At 52.9% G+C, this 22181-nt stretch carries 23 protein-coding genes and 4 pseudogenes; 7 read left to right on the plus strand and 20 right to left on the minus strand.

Annotated features, from left to right (window positions below):
* Positions 1 to 83 precede the first annotated feature (83 nt).
* From KH389_RS16195 to KH389_RS16210, 5 genes and pseudogenes are all read right to left on the minus strand, one after another.
* Positions 84 to 302, minus strand: a complete 219-nt coding sequence (locus tag KH389_RS16195) for a tautomerase family protein (RefSeq protein WP_014860756.1) — start codon at positions 300 to 302, stop codon at positions 84 to 86.
* A gap of 30 nt (positions 303 to 332) precedes the next feature.
* Complete coding sequence (locus KH389_RS16200; protein WP_100633691.1) at positions 333 to 1439, minus strand: alkene reductase; 1107 nt, start codon at positions 1437 to 1439, stop codon at positions 333 to 335.
* 44 nt (positions 1440 to 1483) lie between these two features.
* Positions 1484 to 1816 carry a carboxymuconolactone decarboxylase family protein gene (locus KH389_RS16205; protein WP_014860758.1) on the minus strand — a complete coding sequence of 111 codons (333 nt, stop codon included), beginning with the start codon at positions 1814 to 1816 and terminating at the stop codon, positions 1484 to 1486.
* Positions 1817 to 2132: 316 nt separating this feature from the next.
* Positions 2133 to 2523: pseudogene (locus KH389_RS27365) on the minus strand (transposase family protein); the annotation flags it as partial.
* Positions 2524 to 2585: 62 nt separating this feature from the next.
* The gene (locus tag KH389_RS16210) at positions 2586 to 2936 is read right to left on the minus strand and encodes a hypothetical protein (protein WP_146095018.1); all 351 of its coding nucleotides are present in this window, start codon (positions 2934 to 2936) and stop codon (positions 2586 to 2588) included.
* Positions 2937 to 3022: 86 nt separating this feature from the next.
* On the opposite strand from KH389_RS16210, the gene KH389_RS16215 reads away from it, so the two are divergent.
* Positions 3023 to 3184: a hypothetical protein gene (locus KH389_RS16215; RefSeq protein WP_167400214.1), complete on the plus strand. Its 162-nt coding sequence runs from the start codon at positions 3023 to 3025 to the stop codon at positions 3182 to 3184.
* Between the two features lie 165 nt (positions 3185 to 3349).
* Here the strand turns inward: KH389_RS16215 and KH389_RS16220 are convergent, their stop codons facing one another.
* The 5 genes from KH389_RS16220 to KH389_RS16240 form a co-directional block, all read right to left on the minus strand.
* A complete protein-coding gene (locus KH389_RS16220) occupies positions 3350 to 3718 on the minus strand; it encodes a hypothetical protein (RefSeq protein WP_146095019.1) in 369 nt (122 codons plus the stop codon).
* A 459-nt stretch (positions 3719 to 4177) separates the two neighbouring features.
* Positions 4178 to 6331: an AAA family ATPase gene (locus tag KH389_RS16225; RefSeq protein WP_100633686.1), complete on the minus strand. Its 2154-nt coding sequence runs from the start codon at positions 6329 to 6331 to the stop codon at positions 4178 to 4180.
* A gap of 274 nt (positions 6332 to 6605) precedes the next feature.
* Positions 6606 to 7256: an HAD family hydrolase gene (locus KH389_RS16230; protein ID WP_100633684.1), complete on the minus strand. Its 651-nt coding sequence runs from the start codon at positions 7254 to 7256 to the stop codon at positions 6606 to 6608.
* A gap of 316 nt (positions 7257 to 7572) precedes the next feature.
* Positions 7573 to 7869 carry a hypothetical protein gene (locus tag KH389_RS16235; protein WP_100634006.1) on the minus strand — a complete coding sequence of 99 codons (297 nt, stop codon included), beginning with the start codon at positions 7867 to 7869 and terminating at the stop codon, positions 7573 to 7575.
* A 25-nt stretch (positions 7870 to 7894) separates the two neighbouring features.
* Positions 7895 to 8623 (minus strand): metallophosphoesterase, encoded by a 729-nt coding sequence (locus tag KH389_RS16240; protein WP_100633682.1) that lies wholly within the window; start codon positions 8621 to 8623, stop codon positions 7895 to 7897.
* A gap of 292 nt (positions 8624 to 8915) precedes the next feature.
* On the opposite strand from KH389_RS16240, the gene KH389_RS16245 reads away from it, so the two are divergent.
* Positions 8916 to 9395, plus strand: a complete 480-nt coding sequence (locus KH389_RS16245; protein ID WP_100633680.1) for a helix-turn-helix domain-containing protein — start codon at positions 8916 to 8918, stop codon at positions 9393 to 9395.
* 126 nt (positions 9396 to 9521) lie between these two features.
* Here KH389_RS16245 and KH389_RS16250 read toward each other — a convergent pair whose 3' ends face one another.
* A complete protein-coding gene (locus tag KH389_RS16250; protein WP_100633678.1) occupies positions 9522 to 10034 on the minus strand; it encodes a hypothetical protein in 513 nt (170 codons plus the stop codon).
* A gap of 232 nt (positions 10035 to 10266) precedes the next feature.
* Between KH389_RS16250 and KH389_RS16255 the strand changes: the two genes are divergently transcribed.
* On the plus strand, positions 10267 to 10719 hold the full coding sequence (locus KH389_RS16255) for a helix-turn-helix domain-containing protein (protein WP_100633676.1): 453 nt from the start codon (positions 10267 to 10269) through the stop codon (positions 10717 to 10719).
* A 616-nt stretch (positions 10720 to 11335) separates the two neighbouring features.
* A complete protein-coding gene (locus tag KH389_RS16260) occupies positions 11336 to 11536 on the plus strand; it encodes a hypothetical protein (RefSeq protein ID WP_157811436.1) in 201 nt (66 codons plus the stop codon).
* A gap of 228 nt (positions 11537 to 11764) precedes the next feature.
* On the opposite strand, the gene KH389_RS27370 is transcribed toward KH389_RS16260, so the two are convergent.
* The 4 genes from KH389_RS27370 to KH389_RS16275 form a co-directional block, all read right to left on the minus strand.
* A complete protein-coding gene (locus tag KH389_RS27370; protein ID WP_100633674.1) occupies positions 11765 to 11971 on the minus strand; it encodes a hypothetical protein in 207 nt (68 codons plus the stop codon).
* Between the two features lie 11 nt (positions 11972 to 11982).
* Positions 11983 to 12189, minus strand: a complete 207-nt coding sequence (locus tag KH389_RS16265) for a hypothetical protein (RefSeq protein WP_371920438.1) — start codon at positions 12187 to 12189, stop codon at positions 11983 to 11985.
* 515 nt (positions 12190 to 12704) lie between these two features.
* Positions 12705 to 14159, minus strand: a complete 1455-nt coding sequence (locus KH389_RS16270; RefSeq protein WP_371920439.1) for a methyl-accepting chemotaxis protein — start codon at positions 14157 to 14159, stop codon at positions 12705 to 12707.
* Positions 14160 to 14503: 344 nt separating this feature from the next.
* The gene (locus tag KH389_RS16275; RefSeq protein WP_146095020.1) at positions 14504 to 14818 is read right to left on the minus strand and encodes a DUF7673 family protein; all 315 of its coding nucleotides are present in this window, start codon (positions 14816 to 14818) and stop codon (positions 14504 to 14506) included.
* Between the two features lie 426 nt (positions 14819 to 15244).
* Here KH389_RS16275 and KH389_RS16280 point away from each other — a divergent pair, with 426 nt between their 5' ends.
* Positions 15245 to 16300 (plus strand): AraC family transcriptional regulator, encoded by a 1056-nt coding sequence (locus KH389_RS16280; protein ID WP_100633670.1) that lies wholly within the window; start codon positions 15245 to 15247, stop codon positions 16298 to 16300.
* Positions 16301 to 16364: 64 nt separating this feature from the next.
* On the opposite strand, the gene KH389_RS16285 is transcribed toward KH389_RS16280, so the two are convergent.
* Complete coding sequence (locus KH389_RS16285) at positions 16365 to 16952, minus strand: acyl carrier protein phosphodiesterase (protein ID WP_100633668.1); 588 nt, start codon at positions 16950 to 16952, stop codon at positions 16365 to 16367.
* Between the two features lie 289 nt (positions 16953 to 17241).
* Here KH389_RS16285 and KH389_RS16290 point away from each other — a divergent pair.
* Positions 17242 to 17738, plus strand: a pseudogene (locus tag KH389_RS16290) (IS5 family transposase); the annotation flags it as partial.
* A gap of 189 nt (positions 17739 to 17927) precedes the next feature.
* Here the strand turns inward: KH389_RS16290 and KH389_RS16295 are convergent.
* Positions 17928 to 19310: an AbiJ-related protein gene (locus tag KH389_RS16295; protein ID WP_100633666.1), complete on the minus strand. Its 1383-nt coding sequence runs from the start codon at positions 19308 to 19310 to the stop codon at positions 17928 to 17930.
* 166 nt (positions 19311 to 19476) lie between these two features.
* On the opposite strand from KH389_RS16295, the gene KH389_RS16300 reads away from it, so the two are divergent.
* A complete protein-coding gene (locus KH389_RS16300) occupies positions 19477 to 19668 on the plus strand; it encodes an MbcA/ParS/Xre antitoxin family protein (protein WP_100633664.1) in 192 nt (63 codons plus the stop codon).
* Positions 19669 to 19845: 177 nt separating this feature from the next.
* On the opposite strand, the pseudogene KH389_RS16305 reads toward KH389_RS16300, so the two are convergent.
* The 3 genes and pseudogenes from KH389_RS16305 to KH389_RS16315 form a co-directional block, all read right to left on the minus strand.
* A pseudogene (locus KH389_RS16305) lies at positions 19846 to 20013 on the minus strand (transposase); the annotation flags it as partial.
* A gap of 210 nt (positions 20014 to 20223) precedes the next feature.
* A pseudogene (locus KH389_RS16310) lies at positions 20224 to 21205 on the minus strand (IS5 family transposase).
* A gap of 353 nt (positions 21206 to 21558) precedes the next feature.
* The gene (locus KH389_RS16315) at positions 21559 to 22053 is read right to left on the minus strand and encodes a hypothetical protein (protein WP_100633662.1); all 495 of its coding nucleotides are present in this window, start codon (positions 22051 to 22053) and stop codon (positions 21559 to 21561) included.
* Between the last annotated feature and the right edge of the window lie 128 nt (positions 22054 to 22181).

The following is a 22181-nucleotide window of genomic DNA, read 5'->3' on the forward strand; positions in this document are numbered from 1 at the left end:
TCTTCAAGAACGGAAAAAGCCCCCTGATCGTTGAGCGTAAATACACTCAGCGATCAGGGAGCTAATGGTTTGGCGATGAAGCCTTATTGGCCTGCTTGCAGCTTCAGCACGTCCTGTGCAGTGACTGGATTGCCAGCGATGCCCCAGTCACCGCTCTTAACCTCTTCGAAAATGACCCAGGTCAAGGCACGCATGTTTTCGCCTTCCACCGACACCATGGCGTCAGTCACTTTGCGAATGACCTCGGCTTTTTGCTCGTCAGAAAAAACCCCTTCAATACCTTTAATAGTTACGAGTGGCATGGTGTTCTCCTAAATGTTTGGGATGGAATTTCAGGCTTTTGCTGCTGTGTATTCAGGGTAGTCCGTGTAACCCTTATCAATCGAATCGCTTACGCCGTAGTAGGTAGCGCGATCACCCTCGGCCAGCGGCCAATCGTTCTGCATGCGCTCGACCAGATCCGGGTTGGCGATGTAGGCGGTGCCGAAAGCGATCAGATCGAGTTCGCCTTTGGCCAGCTCAGACTCTGCGATCTCTTTGGTGAAGCCGCCAGCAGCCATCAAGGTGCCTTTGTAAGCGTCGCGGAACGCAGCACCGAAGCCTGGGGGCGTTTGCGCGGCCAAGATGGTCGGTTGGTAGTTCAGGTGAACAAATGCCAGCTCTCGTTCGTTGAGGGCAGCCGCCATGCTCATCCAGGTTTCTTCTTCGCCTTCGTACACCCCGAAGTCGTACAGGCGACCAAACGGCGAGAAGCGAACGCCAATCTTCGAACCACCAATTTCAGCAGCAATCGCGTCAATTGTTTCCAGCAGGAAGCGCTGACGGTTGGCAATAGAGCCACCGTACTGATCAGTGCGAGTGTTCAGGGCGCTGCTCAGGAATTGATCGAACAGGAAGCCGTTGGCTGCCATGATTTCGATACCGTCAAAACCTGCGTCCATCGCCATCCGCGCGGATTTAACGAAATCCGCAATGACCCGTTTCACTTCTTCAGTTTCCAGGGCGCGAGGTTCGCTTGGTTGAACAGGCCCAGATTTGCCCGGTTCGATCCAGGCATACACCGTGGTGTCTACGGCAGGCACTTTGCCCGAGGAGACCGGTACCAAACCATGCACCGAGACATGGGACATACGCCCTACGTGCCAGAGCTGCGCAAAAATCTTCCCGCCTTTGGCATGCACAGCGTCAGTGACATTGCGCCAGCCTGGCAGGTGCTCATCTTCGTAAATGCCGGGGGTGTACAGATACCCCCGAGCCTCGTCGGAGATAGGCAGGCCTTCGGTGATCAGCAAGCCGGCAGAAGCACGTTGCGCGTAGTACAGCGCGTTGGATTCATTTGGAATGTTGTTCAAGGTTCGGGTGCGAGTCATGGGGGCCATGACGACGCGGTTTTTGAGCGCAATACCGGACAGGTCGTACGGAGTGAACAGCTTATTCATGATTAATCTCGACGTCGTTGGAAGGTTGAAAGTCAGCGTCTGATTCAGGACTTATCAAACGCGTCGAGCACGTGGGTGCTGTAGACCAGCGCAGCACCGGCGTTCATGTTGATGGCTACACCCAGGGCTTCAGCTACTTCTTCACTGGTAACGCCGAGCTTCTTGGCCTCAGCTGCGTGGAAAGCGATGCATCCGTCGCAGCGAGTGGTCACAGCTACAGCCAAAGAAATCAGCTCGCGGGTTTTGGCGTCCAGATGGTTCGTCTTGCCGCCAGCGGCGCCTAGCGCAGCCATGCCTTTCATGGTTTCAGGGGACAGGCCATTGAGCTCAACGAGGCGAGTGTTGATGTCTTTGCGGGTTTGCTTCCAATCTTGCATGAGGCTCTCACGTGGGCGTTAACGCCCGGCAGGTTCACGGGTTGGTTTCGACTATGAGCATACGCTACCATCTAGTTGGTAGGCTTGCAACGCCTCATGCTAAATTCACGTCATTACGCAGGATCGAGGTGACAGTATCGATACGTGGCCAATGATATTTTGGTCGAAGGCGCCTGGCCATGACTGCGCACCTACCTATAGGTAGCCATCTTCAAAAAGAAGATTCGAATGAGCGTAGGCAGTGCAAAGGCTCAAGTGGAGCGATCCATATTCGCGAAATGTGGTTGAGGCTCGGTCAGAGTCAAGCCTGGCCTTATCAGGGTTGAAGGCACTGAATAGGCTCTGGGCTGAGCCCTGCGAGGGTGCGCCGGCAATAGGCTCTGTACCGCATGGAACAAGCCAGTGAGACTATGGCGGCATAGCCTCTGGCAAGCTTATCGAAGCCCGGAGGTTCTCTTCAGCCAGCCAAACATGCGCTTGGTGATGTTGCGCTGTCGATACTTGGGCTGATCGAACACTCTGGGTAATCTAGGCTTGGGCTTGCATTTCTTCGAGCGCAGGGAGATGGCGGGCTGCATTCGCTATTGGTCGCATTAGCGGCGTAGCGCTTCGACGTTGTAGCCCTTGTAGGTAAGCAACCATTTACGGCGCTTACGCGGGCGGCTAGGTTGGCTCGATGGAATGCTGACCTCGTCCAACAGTGGCTGGACGTAGTTCATTCAAAACGGGGCCCGGTCAGCATCAGATTGATTCTGATCGACGCCGTTATTCATACACCAAGATCTCCCGCAAAAAAGGCATCTCTCAGAGCAGGCGTGCCCTCATGCTCAAAGACGAGCTTACGCAGTAAATACTGCGCGAGGTATGACCGAAGACGGGATCGGAGCTGAACATAAGGTTCTGCATGCCCCACATCGCTATCAGGCCAGCGAAGCTTCAAGGCGTGTCTCAAACTCATCAGTGTCTCGCCGCCGAGTGTGTCCTCGTAGAGCCGGGTCAAATCGTCGAAGCCAGCGGTGCGCTTGTAGCCGACCAGTGCCTCACTCAGAATCAAGCTAAGCGAATCCGCGTAGACCTGCCACGCCCTTTCCCACACCAGCTTTTCCACATCACTGTCCAAGCACAAACCTCGCTGCTACAGCACAACTACACCGTGCCCACTAGAACACGGCACGACATTTAACAGCCCTGGAATTGAGCCTGAGCATGCACATCGAATTTGACCTGAATCAGAACGACCTGGAAGCCCTCTTGCGCCACTGCCAGGCCTACAGACCAACAAGCAGTGATCCTCGTGAGAATCAACGCCTGCAGGATGCGCTGGAGGCGTTGGAGCAGGCCTTGGTGGAGGCAAATGCTACTCGGTAATCCGAGGACATCATTATGCAGATCAATATGCTGATAACCAGAGGCAAGGACACCCGTATGCACTAGGGAAAATAAGGCGGCGCAACTCCAGCGTCGCCGTAGGTTGTCTGACATGGGTGCATTTTGAGACGGAGCTACTCCACTCAAAAAATTGGGTTCAGCTTGTTATTTGAAGTCAAAAGCAAAAGCAGCGGCCTTACGGCCAAAAAGACGATCTCCCCTACCGGCCCTCGCCTCGCCTATCGGCAAGGCAATTGAGGCCTGAAAAGCGCTCAGATCAAAAGCGAAAAGATCGGCCATCACACCGTGTCTTATCCAAGCATCATCGGTGGCGCCGACACGGTAGAAAATCTTTTTGCTCTCAAATATAGAACTCCGTCTCGCTTTAAAAATTTCAAGAGGGGGGGGGTGGCGAAAACGTCGCAAATTGATAAGAGATGTCGCAATTGAACAAGGTTGTCCAACGCTGTCCTTGGAATGTGACATTTTGACGATTGTTACGATGGTAGTAGCTTTCCCCAATTTGGGGTTCATCAGCAACGCATCAAAGGCCTGACGGGCGCCAAGTTAGGAGGCTGGTACGTCATCTGGTTACGCGATCGGCGGCCAGGTCTGGCAATAAGGAAGGGCCTGAGGGAGGGGGTGCAGCTACCACCTCGGTACGTTCAATTAACGGCGCGGAAGGGAGCGCATGTGCGTGCACACGATCTCCCATTGCCCCAGCCGGAAACGGTTGTACTGGCGAACCAAGACAACTTTTCCATGATCGGTCATGGCGTATTCTCCATCTGATCTCAGCGGGCCGCTGATAGCCTTTACACGCCACGTGCAAAGCGAGCAGATGAGTGCCAGGCAGGAAGGAGAGTCCTTTGGTGGTAGCTGCAGGCGTAATGCTATCAGTGGAGGGCCAGCCTGAGAAGACTCGCATTTACTTTGGTGGCCTTCCCACCTTTCCCCATACCGGCTTCGAAAAACCATCGCCTCCAGGCAACCTCATGCCATCATCTTGTCGAAATGAGCTTCGAAATTCGTTTCGACGAACACGTCCTTGAAACGATCGATGAAGGTGGCAGGATCGATCTCTCCAAAGTCTGTGATGTTGACCGCATCAGTATGGGACTCGCGGTTGATGTAACGAAAAAAGGCCGTGAATTCCGGCTTGTCCTCGCTGAGCTTCATTAGCGCCTGGCGCAGCGTGGGTGCCTGGTGCACGAAGCTGAAGTAGTACTCCAAAATGTTACGCATCATGTTCGGCATCACGTTGGGGGACGTCCTGCCTTGCAAGGCGTCCTTGATCGTCTGCCAGCACGCCTGGTAGTCATTCTGAATTTCCCTCTCCTCCATCGCCACTACCGAGCTGTATTCAGACTTGGTAATACGGAACAGCGCAAACGCCTTCTCCCCATCCTCTTTCAACAGCTTCACCATTTCATGGAAGAAGAAGAGGTTGTGCGTGAGTATAATCACCTGCTTGAAGCGCTCCTTCGGCATCAACACCTGGCGCCTGATCAAGGAAGCTATGTCGTACACGTAGTTATGGGAAAGGCTCGAAATCGGATCGTCGATGACGATGATCCGGTCACTCTTGAGCCTCCCACCTCCAGCACCCATTTCGCCATTGCAGACTTCAAGGAAGTAGAGGAATGAGATCAGTGTTTTCTCGCCCTCACTCAGGGTCTTGAACACCCCCTCAGTCTGACCTGGACGCTCTAGCCGGTATTGGGGTACTGCCCCCTCCTCCCTGATCAGCGTAAAACCCTTCAGTCCGAGCATCCGCAACCAGTATTTGATGTTCTCGACCGCTTGGTCGATGTTTGTGATGGACGCTCTGGACGTGCTGACGATGCCCTGCTGCTCTTGAATACGATTTCTGAGGGCCTGCACTTCATCCTTGGCCGCTTGGCGTACGCGGCCTTGGGCCTTTTCAACTTTGTCGAATGTCACGAAAAAGGCGTTGCACGCACCTCTGTACCATTTCCAGAAGCGTTGCTTAATGCTCTCTTCATGCTGCTTACGGTTTTTTATCTTCCCGTTGACCTCGTCGATCTTCTGCTGCTCCGCGTCGATCACAGAATTCAATTGAGCTGTTAAAGGAACGGTGGACTCCAACGTCGTTACTAGCGAAGGACTGGCGATTTTCCCGGCCAAGGCTTGGAGGTTATTTTGGAGCACAGCTTGCAGCTTGGAGACATGCAGCTTGATTGCTTGATGCTGATACTCCGGAGCCTCGCACCGACGTAGAAACTGCTCGACTCCGCTCCGGTACCGGCCTTCGAGTTGTCGCAGCACATCCAGGCGTTCCTCGTAGGTCTTGTCGAAGACTTTACGAACCTCAGCGTAAAAATCCGGTGGCAGGTTTTGCTGGCAAAGCGGGCATTTGTCGTGTGCTTCTGTCTCGTAACGCAGGGCATGCTTGACCCAGTCCGAGTTTCCCAGCTGCTGAATAAACGCAGAAAGGTAGGAGTTACCTGACCCGGTGATGACCTCTTGCAGAATCGGATCCCCCTCAAGGCTTTGCGCTTGAAACGCGAGCTGCGGGATACCTGGCAGTTCCTGATCGCTGAACTCCTTTAGCGCAGCGGCCTCAGCCAACAGCACTTGGGCAGTTTCGGAGGAGGCCTCCAGCGGTACACTGCGTACGTGCTCTAGCAATCGCTCCTTTGTGTTGAGCAACTTGAAGCAATAGGCCAGTGCAGTACCATCAAACTCGCGCTTGGGCTTCCACACATTCTCCAACAGTACCTCGTACGCGGCGTCATTAACCTTCTTGCTGTTAACTCCCTTCTCCATTTCAGCGTCATGGGCGATCGTAAGCTCAGCAATGGATGCCTCTGCCGTCGCCAGTGCCTCTTTGGCCTCAATGTTTCCCTCATTGAGCGTGAATACCCCTGGCTGAGAAGTCGCTTCCTGGAAGTTCTTCTCCATGAAATGATGGTTGTAGACCAGCACCTCGCGACCGACCTTGATCGGCTCCACCCCGCAGACGCTATAACAGGCCTCGCCTGGGGCTTGGAGATAGTTGCCAATGGTGGTTTTGCCTGTACCGTTCTGGCCATAGAACAGGCTCACGCGCTTGAGCGGAGCAATGGACACGGCAGCGTCAGGCGAGTAGCTGGAAACATTGCGGAGAAGGATTTTTTCGAGCATGGCACAGTCCCTGGCAGAGGCAGATCCAGCTCAAAGATAGGCAGAAACCGTGCGATTTCATAGGGCCAGCACGCGCTAGAAAACAACTATTCGTGTCGCTAGTGTGAATCGGGGAAGTGTCAGGGGCAGCAGGCTCGTGCCGATCTGGCTCAGCGTCCATTCACAGGGCTGATCAGGGTGGCTCAGCTAGAGAGCTGGGCCGGCTGCGTGGGTGATGATCAGAGAGCGTTCTGGGCTGACCTCTGGTTGGCTCTGATCATTCAGTGGTTACTGCTCAACCGGCGCGATTGTGGTCGGTGACCAGGTTGGCGAATTGCACAAGGTCGCTGATATGCCCCTGGCCTGACCGATCCAAGTGATGCCCCACGATTCCCACAGCTCTAGGGCCATCCCTGTCGCATTTTCTGGAATCGCCAATCATCACCACTCGGGCTTTCTCTCGGGCTCTTTGAATCTCCGCATGGCGGGCGTCCACCCCCATCTCTCGGCAAATGTGCAGGTAGATTCTGGGGTCAGGCTTCATGACCCCAAGCTCGTAACTGAAAGCGTGACATTGCACGTGCGGGAAGGCTTTCCTGATAACAGGGCCGTAGGGCTGGGCTAGGTTCGAACAGATGCCAATGAGCAGCCCCGCTTCCTGCAGTCGGTCAATCACCTCAAGGGCATCAGGGTATGGCTCGATTGATGCCAGTTCCTCGCCCAACGCATCGTTCATCTCCGCTCGCTCCGAAGAAGAAAGCTCGATCCCCAGATGATCAGCTACCTGGTCAAAACTGAGGTTCGCTGTCATCACGAAATGGGTGCTGTCGGATGTTAGCGCCAAACCCTGTCGGCGGCCTTCTTTAAGCAAAGCGCCGTAAGGGTTGGTGCGTTGACCGATGCGAACAACGGTACCGTATGCATCGAAAACGACTGCTGAAATCATGTGCCCTTCTTCCTGTCCAGCCTTATTCAAAAGCCATTGTTCAGATCAAGTAGTAGTAAGACGAAACTGAGCCCGAGCCTGTTCCGCCACCCGTTTTCCTCAGGACTTAGCCCGCCAGAATTGGACTGTAAACCATTTTTTTGACCTGTAAACTAAGTAGGTTTACACATCAAAAAACCGGTTTACACAATCCAGAACTAGGAATCGACAGTCCACTGGCTGTCATACGAGCCCGACTCCGCGCGAAAGCGATTGCCTCATCCAAGAGCACACTGGCCCCGGGCACCCCCTCCTCTGGTCGATGATCCGGATCATTTCAGGGGCAGGGATGAGTGCTAGCCTCATCGGCTTCGAGCCAACTCACGACGACGTAATGATCACGCCCACAAAGGCTCTGGAGCAACACGAAGCCCTGCTGCTCAGCGACAGCCATAGCCGGGGGAGTGGCGACGGTCTCGCCATCACCGATGAGGCCCGAGCGATCCGCGAAAGCAATAGCCGAGTAACGCGCACCTACCTTGGCGACATTAGTAAGGTAGGCATCGATGATCACGCCCCACTTGATACGCTTCGCTGCTAAGACTTTCAGAGGAATGGGGTGCTCGTCGCTCACCGAGCACCTTGCTACTGTCGACACTTCAAATCTCCAAAATTTTAAACGGGTTAAAACCGGTTTCTTCTTGGGGGTATCCACGTGGATTCGAGATCAGCCGGCACCGCCCGAATGGTCGATCGATCGAATGGTGGGTATGCCCAAAAATCCAGACGTCTGCCTGGTCAACTAGCTGGTGCCATCGATTGAAATAGGCAGCGCTCAAATGCCCAGAATGCTCTGACCCAGAGGCCTCTGGGATAGGACAGTGATGGGTTACGACGACGGTCTGGCCGGCGTAGGGAGTCGCGAGCTTTTCGCGGAGAAACTCGTACGACGCGCGATTTAATTCGATGAGATCTGCAGGCCGGATACGTCGGTACTCACTGCCCGTACGGATCATCCGAAAATCGTTCATTCCCCCCAAACACGCACTGGAGGCTGCCATCACATCCCCGGTGCCACTGAAATCTGTCCAACACGTCGCGACTAGAAATCGAACGTTGTTCGACGTCCAGACCTGGTTATCCAGGACGTGGACATGCGAGGCGGCTACGGCTTCCATTTTTTCGCGAGTACGGGTGAGATGGCCTTTGTAAAATTCGTGGTTGCCGCTGCAATAAATCACATCACTGCTGAACGACTCATTGGCCCACTTCACACCTCGGTTCAAGAGATCAATATCCCCTGCCAAAATGACAAGATCTGCATCGACGCTCGGAGGGCTGAAGCAGTCGAATTCGTTGTGCAAATCCGAGTAAATCAAAATCTTCATTCAGGAACCCTTGCCTGAGCCGGGGTGGCATGCCTGGCCGACCGCAGAGCCTGCTGAGGGCGGTTCTGCATGGCCTTCCATTTGACGGTTTATCGCTATATTGAAGTTCCGTGAAGCCTGACTAGGAGCCCTACTCTCCCCGGTATTCACAGGCCTGGAGGGAGCAACTGATACAGGGCGAACCTCCCTTCAAGGAGACGATCACGCGAAAACAAAGTCCGATAATGACAACTATATATGGTGGAACCAGACTGAGCAACATGGCCTTATCCTCGATTTTTGAGGATGCCCCATGACGCTTAAGCTCGGCGTTGCTGCAGTGCTTCGAACGCTGCGAAGCGGGCAGCGCCTGACGATTGAAAGCGTCAACGATGCCACCAGCCGCCAGTACTTGACCCAGCTTGAGCAAGCCAAGTCCAGTATCTCACTTGAAAAACTTCAGGCGATCAGCACTGCCTTGGGCATGAGCCCGCTCACCTTCATCGCCCTCACGCTCTCCGTCACCGGCGAGGAGTCGGCGCAAACACTTCTGAAAACCGCCCAAGGTGAACTGGACGAATTCGAAAAAGCTGGTGGAGTACAAGCGCTGCAGCACCAGTTCAGCCAAGGGGCGGTAGCTTCTCGACGCCCAGGTCGGCCCGTGGATCAGGATCGCTTGAACAGCGTTTTGCGTTGCAAGGCTGAGGGGCTTACTCAGTCAGCAACTGCTCAGAAATTGGGTATCTCCAAGCAGACCGTGCATGAATTATGGAAGCGAGAGGTCGGCCTGTAGGCCAGGCACTAAGCAGATCTGAGAATTCCCGGCGATCAGAAAGACCTGAGGAAATAAAGTCAGAGGATAGCGAGCGCGTGTTTCGTAGCCCTGGCTGCATGTAAACACCCACCGCCCCAAAGACATTTATCTCGACCAACCCTCCCCCACATTAATACCAAGCTGCGAAAAATCTTGCAGAAGACGCTTGCGACTCAAAATTGCAGGGATCTTGAAAATCTGCTTGTAAGCCTGATAGAGGCCAAAGGGGATCAGCAAAAGTCCCGCCCCGAAGGTTGCAGTAGCAATGACTATACCCGCAGGGATCGAAGCAACGCCAATCAGAACGCCAGCCCAAAAACCGGATCGTGACAACTGACGAACTTCGTCCAAGTCATATTCGACCGTGCCGTTTTTGGTTTCAAACGCGACCAGCACAACGGCGGACTTATGAATATTTTTAACATACCACGTCCTTGGCACATCAGATGCAAGCGCACCTCTGCTCTCAAGGTATTTAGGAATAATTAGGTTTTTATAGTAGAAAATTTTGCCTGACTCATCCAACAAGCGAACCTTTTTGTAGAGGCGCGCACAGTCTTGAGACGAATGAAATTCATAATTTTTTACAGTAGCTGTTACTTTCTTCAGCTCCGACATCCTAGCGTTCCTTAATGCCTGTTCCGTCGACAATTTTTCGATCAGCCTTGGTGCCTGAAGGCGACTGTATGAAAGCCACCACCAGGCTCATGCGCCACCGGTGGGTAAGGCTTCAACTGGCCTGTGCGCAACTCACCTCGGATAATGATGGCGAAAAGCCCATACGTTTCAATATATAGATTTGTATGGATTCAGGCAAACGCGGCATACCGTCTGTTTTTGGGGTGCCGCCATGTCGATTCAGGAAGGTTTCGCCGCAGCGCTGCGGCTGATTCGAATGACCAAAGGGCTGAATCAGAAGGATTTAAGCGGCACAGTTACAGGATCGCACGTCAGCCAGCTCGAAAGCGGCAAAACCTATCCAACGGTCAAGGTGGCTGGTGACCTGGCCCAGGCTCTGGATCTCTCACCCTCAGCATTACTCGCTGTTGCCATGGCTTGTGATTCGGGGGCCACTCCAAGGGCCGTGCTTCTGCAGGCCATCAAAGATCTGGAATCGCTCGGATTGATTGACCAGGTGCCTCCTGCTTCAGCGGATGCCCTGGATGGAACCCATCCGACTAGTCTTCGAGCAGCCGCTGTTCGCGCCAAAGTCCAGGAGCTCAAGAGGCAGGGGCTAAAGCAGGTCGAGGTGGCCAAAGAACTGGAGCTACCTAGGACGACAGTCCAACGGCATTGGCACTAAGTTTGTTAATCCGGGTCTTCAAAGCCAAGTCACTGAGCCTCCCCGCACCTGTAAAAGCTAGCTGAAATTCATCCTCGACGACTGGTGAAGGTGTTCGCACGCAGGGGCGAGGACTTCGACGACGCAGCGCTGGAGTGCGCCGCTGCCATAGGCTCGCTTCGCCTTGCCAAGCGTGTTTCGGAGAGGCTGCTGGTCGGAGCACCGGAACAGCGCGCAGCGAAAGCTTCCAATTTTGCTACGGTTGCTTGTGATGGCCAAGCAAGCGGCTAGGCTGATCGGCGATCGCCACCTCCAAGCTGGAGAACGCAGACTTCTTAGCTCAACAGCAAACCGCCTAGAGCTGACCACCTTCTGCCGATGCTGCCATATATAACGGAGGACAGTTGAGACCGCCAGAACCAGATTTCTTGACCAAGCTGTTTTAAGCCACTAGCGAACATGGGAGCTGGAGGGTTGTGTGCATCGTGATCAAACGATGCTGAACGAAAGTTAGATGGGAGCCGTAGGGACACACTATTTGAGGCATATCAACAACTTGCCTGCCGGAAAGCCACCGACAGCTAGTAACAAAGCTAGTTACCTTTCCACATACCGCGAATAAAGTTTCGCATCCCTCTTGAAAGCGCCCATCAACAGCAATAAGATCTTCATGCACCACCAACATCCACATCAACACAAGGAAGATTTTATGGCGCTTAAACCAGGCCCAAAGCCGATTGCCAAGTCAACCGGCGAAGTAGATAAACGTCGCCGTGACAATAAAGACACGCAAGGTAACAACCCTGACTTGAAGCCGAGCAAATCTTCAAAGAAATAGCTTGTTACAGACAGAGCTACTGTAACGGTAGCTTTTGTCATTAAAGCCTGCAAGAGACCGACGAGCAGCCGGACGGTTGAGTTATCGTTACTTTTGTAAATTACTTGCAGGCTACCTACTTATAATTTTACGTACTCTATTTCTTGCTCTTCAGAGAAGCTGAGTGGCCGTTTTTTGCATTCTTCTATCGGTCTCTGCAAAGCATGGAGCCGACTATCCAGACGCCCATCAGTGAGTAGTCCCGCCGCCACTGCCGAATGCCCTCATTTGATAGTCTGTTACAGACTGGAACAGAGCCTCGGCAATCAAGCGTAGCCTTTCCACTTCGATTGCGGGCGCGCCAGTGCCCTGAGCTTGATGGTAACGGCGCATCGCCTCAACTGCCTCAGAGTAGGCTGGATGGTCGGGCGGCAGGAGATCGGACAGTTTTGGCATAAATGCTCCGATTAGTGAATCAGGTCAGGCAGACTACAGGTTGCCAGCAACTGGAAATCCACTACCTCGTGATAAAGGGACTCCGCTCGCAATCGACGGCGCTCTACCTCTTCCAGAGATGCCTCTTGATCCTGAGCTTTTTGATGCGCCCGCATCGCTTCAAGGGCTTCGCGCAGCAGCGGCTCGCCAGCCTTGGCCATGCCTTCTAAGGTTCGCACAGTGCGCTCCTCTCTACACTGATTGTTTGGCCTATTTGCGAGCGGAGGTGATCAAGGATCGGATGCCTGTTGCCACTAGGAGGAGTGGCACCCAAACGTTGACTTCACTCATTAACCGCTGAGGCGACACTGAAGACCTGAAAGCACAAATCAACTGAGATAGGAAACGGCTCCTCTCAGACATGCAGTTCAGTTAGTGACTGCGGGTATCGGCAATTATAGCGATAACGGTGACAGCGTCCGCATGAAAATATGCAGACACCATTGCCGTTAACGCTAGAGTTCGGAGGGCAAATTGACAGGACGCTTGCACCCCTCGCGCCCCTACGTTGAGACAAACGGTCATGAGAACAGCGGTTCGGTCGCGCAGAAGAATTTACGGAAGGAAGGGCAAACGCCACTCAAGCCACTTCAAGACCCCGACGTCGCTGCAAGCCTTGATTTCCAAAGATTCGAACAGGTTAGTCAAAAGCACTATCGTCACCGTTACGAGCACGAAGAGTGCCCTGAGTCATTTAGATAACGAAACGGGCGACCATGCCATTGAGTTCCACGGCTAGCCTAGACAACTCATGGCTAGCGGCACTGGTCTGATTAGCTCCAGCGGCGGATTGAGTCGCCAGGTCGCGAATATTCACAAGGTTCCGGTCTACCTCGCGAGAAACCTGCGCCTGTTCTTCGGATGCACTAGCGATTACCAAGTTGCGTTCATTGATCTGAGAAATGGAGGCAGCGATTTGTTCCAATGCATCGCCTGCTGAGCGTGCGAGTTCCAGCGTGCTTTGCGTGCGATTGGTATTAAGAGACATCGACTGAACAGCATCGCCAGTACCAGTTTGGATGCCCGCTACCATCTGCTCTATTTCTTGGGTAGATTGAGCCGTCCTGTGGGCCAAGGCGCGAACCTCATCAGCCACGACTGCAAACCCTCGGCCCGCCTCTCCTGCACGCGCGGCCTCAATGGCTGCATTCAATGCCAGCAAATTGGTCTGCTCGGCAATAGTACGAATAACATCCAGGACTTTACCAATCTCGCGTCCTTGCTCAGCAAGACCTTCGACCTGAGAAGAGGTAGTTTGTACATCTTGAGTCATAGCCTGAATGGCCTTCACCGTTTCTACCACCTTATCGCGCCCCTGGCGCGCAGTGTCGTTAGACGCCTGGGATGCTTGAGAGGTAGACACCGCATTGCGGGCTACTTCTTCGACCGCAGCCGTCATTTGGTTGACCGCTGTTGCAGCCTGCTCAAGTTCATTATTTTGTTGCATCAGCCCCCGCGAAGACTCCTCGGTAACGGCGCTTAACTCCTCCGCTGAAGAGGCAAGTTGCGTGGCCGATCCAGAAATCATCGCGATCGTTGTACGCAGATTCTGCTGCATGATGGACAATGCTCCTAGCAACCGCGCAGGCTCATCACTACCTCCAACCTCGATATGTCCAGTCAACTTACCTTCGGCAATGTCCTGCGCGGCACTCACAGCTTCGCTTAATGGGGTTACTATGCTTCGCGTTAGCAACCAAGCGAGTAGCACTGTCAGCAGAGTGGCAGCCACCGAAACGATGATAATAGCCAATTTTGCGTTGCTGTATTGTTCACCTGCCAAATCCGAGGCATCACTCGCGTTGACTTTATTTATAGCTATTAACTTACTGAGCTGAACACCCATCAAGTCGGCCAAATCCTTCATCTGACCATTTACAAGTTGGCGGACAGCTTCAGTCTGTCCTTGCTGTGACAACTCTAGCGCCCGAGCTTGCTCTGACAAATATGTCTTTAAGGTAATGTCGAATTGAGTGTAGAGCGCTCGCTCATTGGCACCCGACGGCAGGATTGCATAGCTGTCTTTTGACTTTTGGAGGAGCTCAATTAACTCTTTTACGCGACGTTCAGTTTCCTGGAGCGCAGCAGGCTCACGATTGACCAAGATGCGAAAAATGGTAATACGTAACCGCAATGTATTTTCAGTCATCCCCCAAGAAAACCTACACTAGGCAGAAGGTTAGTTTCCATATTTACCGTTGCGTCACGGATCACAGACATGCGCCCCTGAGCAAATAATTCAAGTAAAATAACTAGCCCAGCAATAAACGAAAATCCCGAGAACGCCCGGGGCGCTATATTAAGTCGCCTCAACATCATGGAACGCCCTCCAGGTTTTAAATAACGGCCATAGCTATAGAACTCGCAAAAAAAAAACGATGACCTAAGGCGAGAAGTAGATCTAGCTTAAACCGTGCACTTTAGTTAAATTTTGGCACCCTCGAAATTAATAATAAATTCGTTGACAGCTTCGACCCCACAGCCTAAATTTCTTTAGTAAGCCCAACGAGCAGCTATAGCATTAAATACAATTTGGAGACCTAGTTCACGAGGCGTTACGTGATTTTTGCTAAGCCACACAAATAAAACCACTGCTGCTTGCCGCGACTTTTCATTCATCACCCAGAGATCCGACAAATTGAAGCCGCCATAGCTTTCTGGGTCATGCCACGCCATGAGAAATGCCGCGACGGGCTCGGCTGCACAGTCACCCGCAATGGCTGCAGCAATTAGATCGCGGATAGATAAGGATACAAGCTCGTCCAACTCGTCATATCGGAAGTGTGCTAAAGATTTCTCGTAACTCATAATTCTCAGGCTGACCGTCTCGGTATGATAGAAATCACCACATCAAGCGTACGCCTCCTCTCAACCTCATCGGGGAACGCGGTTAAGTCGTACGGATGAGCAGAGGAATGGTACAGCTCATTAGGCGACGCCAGCCTTTCCCAGGTCAACAGAACCCAATTAAAAAATCGCCTAGACCTCCATGATTGATACTTATATCTAGAAGAACACGATAACCTAAAAAGACTACCAAGGAGAAGGCTTAAATACCACTAAAAATTTTGCCGATATTTCAACATACTTTTTTGTTTTATGTTGCTTCCTGAGACGCAAATTTTCACGTCCACAGGCGCAAATCGAAGAAAGAAAACTGTAGCCATCTTGAAGGCCTTTCTGCACTAAAAAGTATTGGCGCCATAGCCGCTTTTTGAACGCTAGAGACTTGGCATGCTTTCTCATATTTGGCATGCTCATTGGCTACCTAACCCATTGAGTTCTATCATGCCCACACTAGCGCCCTCTTGCGCCCAAGTGATTTTACGCTTGGCCGAATACGTGCCTGAGCCTCCGGTACCGCTTCAACACCTATACTCAAGTGTGGACTCAAAAGTCAGAGCAGACGCTAGGGTAGATATCATTGAGGCGGCAAGCCTGGTACAAGCGATTGCACTCGTCTCAGGAGATATTGATATTGGACTAATGGCATATGACCTATTCAGGCCTGGGCAGCTCAATGCCCAACTCTACGCAATCATGTCGAGTGACAACCTGGGCGAAGCACTTAGAGTCGCAGTTAAGTATTCAATATTACTAGCCGATGGCACGCCGATTTCATACACTCAGAATGAAGATGGGTTGACGCTAAAATTCCTAAGAGTTGAATCGATGAATGTCACTCGACAGTACATTGATTGCTGCCTATCCACGATGGTGGGGCTAACCCACTGGCTGCTTCCTTGGGAGCCACCTATTCCGCTGTCCGCGACATTTAGCTACCAGGCCCCAGCCGACCAAAGCAAGCTGAAACGCATCTTCGGAAATAATTTAACATTCTCCAGCGAGTTGAATACTATTTCCTACTCCGCTCGTGACTTAATGAAACCCCTAGATACTGCTAACCCACAGCTCAAAATATATCATTTGAGCCAGATCAACGAATTACTCTCTAAGCGACAAAGCAAGATCACTTCTATCGTCAAAAATCTGATTTTCACAGACCTAAATTCAAGCCGATTGATGTCTTTGAATAAAGCGGCACGTGAGCTAAATTTTAGCTCTCGCACCCTTCAAGCTCGACTCAATGAGGAACGGACATGCTTCAAAGACTTACTTGATGAGTGCCGGCGTGAAATAGCGTGTGAACTTTTACGCACCTCTGATGCTACGCTTACTTCAATCGCAGATAGATTGAACTTTCGCGGAACTAGTAGCTTCCACAAAGCTTGCACTAGATGGTTTGGCTGCTCGCCCGGCATGTACAGATCCAATCAAAAAATTAATTAATTAGTACGCTAAAATGCAACAGCACCTTGAGGCTATTTAGTCCAGACCAAAACATCGGGAATTCTCACACTGCTTTTTTGGATAAGGCGGATCGAGCGTAGTGCCAGAGCAAGGGATAAAATTCCTTAAAGTCCACGCTCAGGGAGTCATAATTATCCATCATTTCTTCGTAAGCACCAATTAAGTGCGTGGGTTGAGACAATCGCTGGGAAATGACATGTAATCCCTCACCAATCTTGGAAATATTTCTGTAAGCGCCAAGCCAATCCTCGGAAATGATTAGAGGGGCTATAGGCTTCAAACGCTCAGGTAAAACCGGCTCATCCTCCAAAATTTTGTAAACTTTATGTGAAAAGGTATCGAGCGCAACATCTGAATATTGATCCCAGTCTCGCGCCAGACAGTGATCAAAAAACATATCGATCACGATCCCCGCATAACGACGCCTTTGGCTAGGGAAACGTCCAAGTGCGCGCCTCACCACGGAATGGGCATCAGTAAAAACATCGATTTTTCGATGTAACTTTATAGCTTCCTCTGTCTGGAAAGAAAATTGCCCTGTCAGCGGCCCTTTTACAAAGTCACCATACAAGCTGCCAAGCAGTTGGTCAGGATCCTGGCCGCCTAAGTGCAAATGCGCTAGATAATTCATTAACAGTACCTACTGTGCTCGCCTATAAAGTCGCGCCAAGCGATCTGAATTTCGATAGCCCGAACGATTAACCTCTCATCCATCAGGTCGGTATCGTACACCCCCTATCCTAACCTAGCTATCGATCACGTCGATTATCACAATAACCTGAACGACTACCTTCTGGATTGTTTTTATGAAAACCCAGCATTTTTAGCTCAGACCAACAGGAAAAACGACTAGGTAAACTCTGAAAAAGACCTCCTGATTTGGCAAAATTTCCGAATACCAGTTTCTGAGCCTTTCGATCATGAAACAGATGTCCTTCGCCGACACCGAGTACGCCAGCAAGCGCAAGTAGACCCGCAAAAATTATTCCTGATCGAGAGGGATCAGGTGGTGCCCTGCAAGGGTTTGATTACTCTGATCGAGCCGCATTATCCAAAGGGTGAAGGTGGTCGTCCGGCCTACCCATTGATGGCGATGCTGCGGATACATCTGATGCAGAGCTGGTTCGGCTACAGCGGCCCGGCGATGGAAGAGGCGTTGTATGAGACGACCATTCTGCGCCAGTTTTCTGGCCTGAGCCTTGTGCGAATCTCGTACGAAACCACCACTCTCAATCTCCGGCGCCTGCCGGAAAAGCACGACCTGGCAACTGGAATTCTCGGTGTGATCAATAGCTATCTGGGCGATCACGGCCTGTCGCTGCATCAGGGCACTATCGTCGATGCCACTTTGATTCACGCCCCCAGTTCGACAAAAAACAAGGACGGCAAGCGCGATCCCGAGATGCACCAGACGAAGATGTATTGGCTGCGCGAGGGCACCGGATAGGCGATCTCTAAAGTTTTAAAACCGGCCCTGCCTAACCCTCGCTCAACCTTCAAGCCTATGCCTATGCGCTATGTGGCCGCTGCTGAGTCGAGCAGTTCCTGCGCGCCCAGAGTCACCGACATTCAATACGATGATCCGTATCGGTTGAGCACGCTTTTACTATTGCGAAACAGGCAGAAGATCGTACCGCCTGAATAGCGATCGATAGAAGGAGATCATCTGCTCCTCTGCATCCGGCAGGGAGAGTTCGTAACCACCAAATCGATACACCTCATACCCTGCGAGCCTCAGAGCCCTGTCTGCCGACATCATCGCTGAGTAGCGGCGGGGGCTGGCTCGTCCATCATCAGTCGCGTAGTGATGATCACCATCGACCTCAATGACTACCCGGACTCCTCCAGGTAGCAACAGCAGAAAATCCATTCGAGAACGGAGCAGCGCGTCCTTGCCTCGTTGAGAGACCGTCTGCGGATCCCAGAAAAACCAGACCTCCGGCAAGAGGACTGGGAGCTCAGGAATTCGAGCTTTATCAAAGGCCTTGTAGAAGCTTGTAAAGGCCAAAATCTGCGGAGGCGATGACTTGGGTAAACAGTTACCCAATCGTTGATACAACGCCTTCTTGCCCTCCCCCGCTGCCAATCCCCGGGTGTGCTCGAACCAGGATTGCAGATCACGCCAAAGCAGCCCCGCCGGCCCTATCGCTCGGTCGTACATCAAGACCTTGTCAGCATTGCTGACCACTTCAATGTCGTTGTCCAGTGCATTACTGAAGCGCAGGTCGGGCTTGGCTTTGGATGCAAAGATAAGGTTCTTAGGCGAAGCCTTAGCATTGCCGCCAAGATACGTGAGCTGACCCTCCAGGTAGGCGTCAGCCCCAATCGTGACGATGAAATGGACGCCGTAGGGCTTCAACACTTCATCCACTGCATCCATGAACGCCCGCTGAGCGGCCTCGTCGGGGCGCACCGAGGAAGAAGCCAGTGCTTCGATGAATCGCACGAAACGGGCATCGGTGGATTTGAAGGCGCCCACCTTTTCAAAGAGTGTCGTGGCGCTCCAATCATCGTTGGCGATGCAGTGACGCTCAATATGGTCACGCAGGCTGGGGGCCAGCGAAAAATCTGCCAGCAAGCTTCGCTCATCGATACGCCAGAAGTTCGCAAGGGTCGTGAGAAACCCTTCCCCATGGAGAAACAGTGCTTCTTGATCAAGTCGCCGGGATAAATCCCGCCGGTACCGTGCGGGGATGGCCGGGCGAGAGCCCTCGTCCCAGTAGAGCTCTTGAAGCTCATCGCGATGCACGACCGGTAAATCAAGTTGTGCCAAGGCCGCGCCGGCAGCGAAGACCAACTGCTCGTCTGAAGCTTCGTACACAGCGCCACGAAAGTGATCGCGCTTCGAAGGTGCGCCCAAGTAGTCGTTCAGCCCTATCGACGCGAGGACGCCTGGAATTTGAGTACCGGTGTAGTGATTCTTCTGCTCGCCCAGGATCTCGCCTAGACGCTCACGTAACGCAATCAGGTTTGACGGGGTTCGGGGCATTCTAGAACCTTTGTGCAGAGGACGACAGTGAACTTGAACGTACGTGGTGCTACGGTCGCGCCGCGATCGGCAAAGCCTAACCGTTGTGATGCCTTGACCGTAGCTGTATTCGCACTGAACAGCAGCTACGCTTGGCACACACCATTTAGGCCCGGAGGAAATCACGATGGCGTATTCAGAGCTCCTGCGCGACCAAACTGAGCGAGTCTTTGGGGACAAAGTCAAATCAGCGGTGTGGCTCAGTCAGCCACGTGCTGCGTTCGATGGGCTAAGCGCGCTGGAGTATGCCCGAGACGAGCCTACGTATCTTCGCGTAAAGGAAACACTGGACAGGATCGAGCATGGGTTTGCAGCCTGATTCCGTTTCAGCAAGGCCTCTGTTCGGAGATCACTCCAACTAAGCGCTCGGACGGTAACCGCTATCCAACATCCTGAGCGATGGCAAACCCTCATCATGGGAGGTGCAGCTGATTGTTCTACAGCCCGTCACGCGCCCCCAAAACCTCTGCTTTCAAGAATTACCCTTTCACCGAGGTAATGCGTAGGGTTTGCGACCGCCACCTGCCTTCGGGTAATGCGGCTCGATCAACGCGACCAGCCTGCTCCACGGCACGACCTGTTCCATCTCCGCCAGGAAACGCTCACGAGGGGTTTACTTGCGCTTACCGGCGTATTCGAAATCGGAGAAGCTCATCTGTCTCATGGGCAAGGCTTGTTGGCGTGGATGAACGGAGCACTATTTCAGCACTGGTCAGGCTGCCTGTGCTGACTTGATCGGAGTTTCCCTAGGGATGCTCCGATCAACTTGCCGAAAAGCGGCGGCAGGCCAAACATTCTCCGGCGCGTACCGCTGTTTGCCGAAAGAAAGTCCCATGCACAGCGTTTTGAGGGCTTTGTCGCCCGGTCTTCCGTGTTACGCGCGTAACTCGCCCATACCCATCAGCTGCTTTCGAGCCATCCATAGGTTCGACAGAGCGAACAGCGTGGTCAACTGAGCCGTGTTCTTCATCAGCCCTCGAAAGCGCACTTTCACGTAACCAAATTGCCGTTTGATCACCCGAAACGGATGCTCAACCTTGGCCCGTGTCTGAGCTTTGCAGTACTCAATTTTGCGCTTGGCTTTGTAAAGCAGGCTGCGTTTGTTCAGCTTGGAATACGTGCTGCGGCGCGCGGCGACTTGCCAGATCACCTCACGATTTTCATGCTCTTCGCGCTTCTCGACACCGGTGTACCCGGCGTCTGCATACACCGCGTTTTCTTCGCCATGCAACAGCTCGGCGACCTGTGTGACATCGGCCACATTGGCTGCGGTGCCATGGACGTGATGAACCAGGCCGGACTCAGCATCGACGCCGATATGAGCCTTCATCCCGAAAAAATACTGATTGCCTTTCTTGGTCTGATGCATCTCGGGATCGCGCTTGCCTTCTTCGTTCTTGGTCGAACTTGGGGCATGAATAATGGTGGCATCAACGATGGTGCCCTGGCGCAACGACAGGCCTTTCTCCTGCAAGTAACCGTTGATGACCGCAAGGATCGCAGGTGCGAGTTGATGCTTCTCCAGCAAGTGCCGGAAGTTCATGATCGTGGTGTCTTCGGGGAATCGGCGCGCTCAGCGTCAGGCGTGCGAACTGGCGCATAGGCGTGATTTCGTAGAGCGCTTCTTCCATGGCCGGATCGCTCAGGGAGAACCAGTTCTGCAACAGATGGATGCGCAGCATGGTTTCCAGCGGGTAGGGTTTTCTACCGCCGCCGGCCTTGGGATAGAACGGCTCGATCAGCCCCAGCAGCCCAGTCCAGGGCACGACCTGATCCATCTCGGCGAGGAAGCGTTCGCGGCGTGTCTGCTTGCGCTTGCCGGCATATTCGAAGTCGGAAAAGCTCATCTGGCTCATGGGTGGCTCGGATCAGGAGGTCAGGCGTATTTCAGCACATTTGGGGACTTGATCGGAGAATCCCTAGAGCTAGGCTTCGTACCGTCAGCACCGTCCGCTGCGCTGCTTTGGTGAATCACAGCCGCAGTCTGACAAACCTTGGTTCATAGATAAAAGATCGCTCCCTTCTACTCGGAGAGCAATCAATGCATCGACATACAGTGCTTGCTTGGCTGCAGAGCTTCCTCAGCGGCGTCGATCTGCAGGGCCTTGGCGATTGACCGGAGGCTCCTCCGAGCGTCGTTGATACTCAGTGGTGGGCGGAGGTGGCGGAACGCGCGTTTGTTCGTTATTGCTTGGTTTCTGGTTGTCGGTCACGCAATTAGCTCCCTTAAGGTGACTAGAACAGCAAGTGCCGCAAGAGCCCCTGCTCCGATTATGATTTCCTGGTATGCCAGATCGAGTGGTTTGGTCTTCTCAGCTACCGTGACCTTCAGCGACTCCAAGGTATCGATGTAGCAGTTGTAGATGTGCTTCTTCTGCGCCTCTTCATCTACGGCAATCAGGTACTCGCCAGTCGGTCGGGAGGACGGCAGGTTTGGATAGTCCTTGATTCGCAGTGCGCTCAGCGCGTGCCCCCATGCACAGGCGATTGCGAACGCTGCCACGGCGAAAGCAATGAAAATCAGTATGGCCAGGGGAGACCCGAGCTGAAAGATGACTCCGTTCTTTAGGCCTGCTATTGCGCTGAGGCCTGCGATGAGAATCGAGACCGCAGTGAAAAAACGAGCGCTCTTGTTCTCTACGTGATTGAAGCGTTCCTGCTCATCCTTGAACCTGTCTTTCAGGTAGGAAATGGTTTCGTCCATTAGACCATCCAGAAGTTGCTGGCATGCTTGCGTACTGGATGTGACATTAGGCTGTGACATCTGCACGTATGGGAGGCCGCTATGATAGCGTTTTAATGCCCCAGCGGGCACCAAAGGCCAACAGAAGG

Origin of the sequence: Pseudomonas qingdaonensis, from assembly GCF_018398475.1 — a bacterium.
Classification (GTDB): domain Bacteria; phylum Pseudomonadota; class Gammaproteobacteria; order Pseudomonadales; family Pseudomonadaceae; genus Aquipseudomonas; species Aquipseudomonas palmensis.